The sequence below is a fragment of the Microcystis sp. T1-4 genome, assembly GCF_000297435.1.
Lineage (GTDB): Bacteria > Cyanobacteriota > Cyanobacteriia > Cyanobacteriales > Microcystaceae > Microcystis.
This window is the reverse complement of the sequence record NZ_CAIP01000385.1, coordinates 1-712: the sequence shown is the minus strand read 5'-3', so window position 1 is coordinate 712 and position 712 is coordinate 1. Positions and strand designations below refer to the sequence as shown.

The 712-nt window shown below is 41.4% G+C and carries 1 protein-coding gene and 1 pseudogene; one reads left to right on the top strand and one right to left on the bottom strand.

Annotated elements, in window-relative coordinates; translation table 11 throughout:
• Window positions 1–108, bottom strand: a pseudogene (locus MICAI_RS26025) (IS630 family transposase); the annotation flags it as partial.
• Between the two features lie 94 nt (window positions 109–202).
• Here MICAI_RS26025 and MICAI_RS17740 point away from each other — a divergent pair.
• Window positions 203–574, top strand: a complete 372-nt coding sequence (locus MICAI_RS17740; RefSeq protein WP_008205426.1) for a hypothetical protein — start codon at window positions 203–205, stop codon at window positions 572–574.
• Window positions 575–712: the final 138 nt, after the last annotated feature.

Genomic DNA, 712 nt, shown 5'->3' with positions numbered 1-712 from the left:
AAAGAGAAACATTAAAATTCTTTCCCTAACCTCTGCTCTTTCTTCTTCTTTAAGAGCTTTTTGTAAGTTTTTCTTTTCTTCTAAGTCTAGGAAATCTTTGGCTGGCATAAGTAGGAATTTTCTCAAGTTACTATTTCTATTTTAGGTGGTTTAAGTGCGTTTTAGCTTATCACTTTGGTTTGCGCAGCTTAAAGAAGAATTCATGATACATGGAGTTGTGAATTTGCGCCGTGAAGCTGCACTTTCTCTTGTAGTTGGTAACTACTCATCTGGTCAGCGGGAATTCATCAATACCGTGATTGATACCTGGTTTGATGGCTTTCTGTCTTTACCATCTGAAATCATCATTCGCCTGGGGTTGCCTTGGACGATCTCCAATCCAGCGACTCTAGGCGATGGCAGCGAAGTCTTGTTTGATTTTTACACTGCAACAGTCATTTGGGATGGGCAATATTGCGAGGTTGATATCGCAGCATCAGAGACAGAGCCGTTGCTCGGAATGGCGATGCTCTACGGTTATCGATTGCAGGTGGATAATGTTGAGGGCTGCATCGTTGAGATCAAAGCATTGTGATCCCATTAAGAAGTGCGATGCCGAAGGCACTGCATAGCAGATCGCCGATCTTGTAGTGGACTGTTTCAGCTAAAATAGGGCAATAGATTTCGGCTTAAAGTCTTAGATTATAGAATTTCTAGCAATTTTCTAATACCT

What these genes read in the sequence shown, in the direction of transcription:
- MICAI_RS17740 (WP_008205426.1), top strand. Translation starts at nt 203, where the DNA reads ATGATACATGGAGTTGTGAATTTGCGCCGTGAAGCTGCACTTTCTCTT.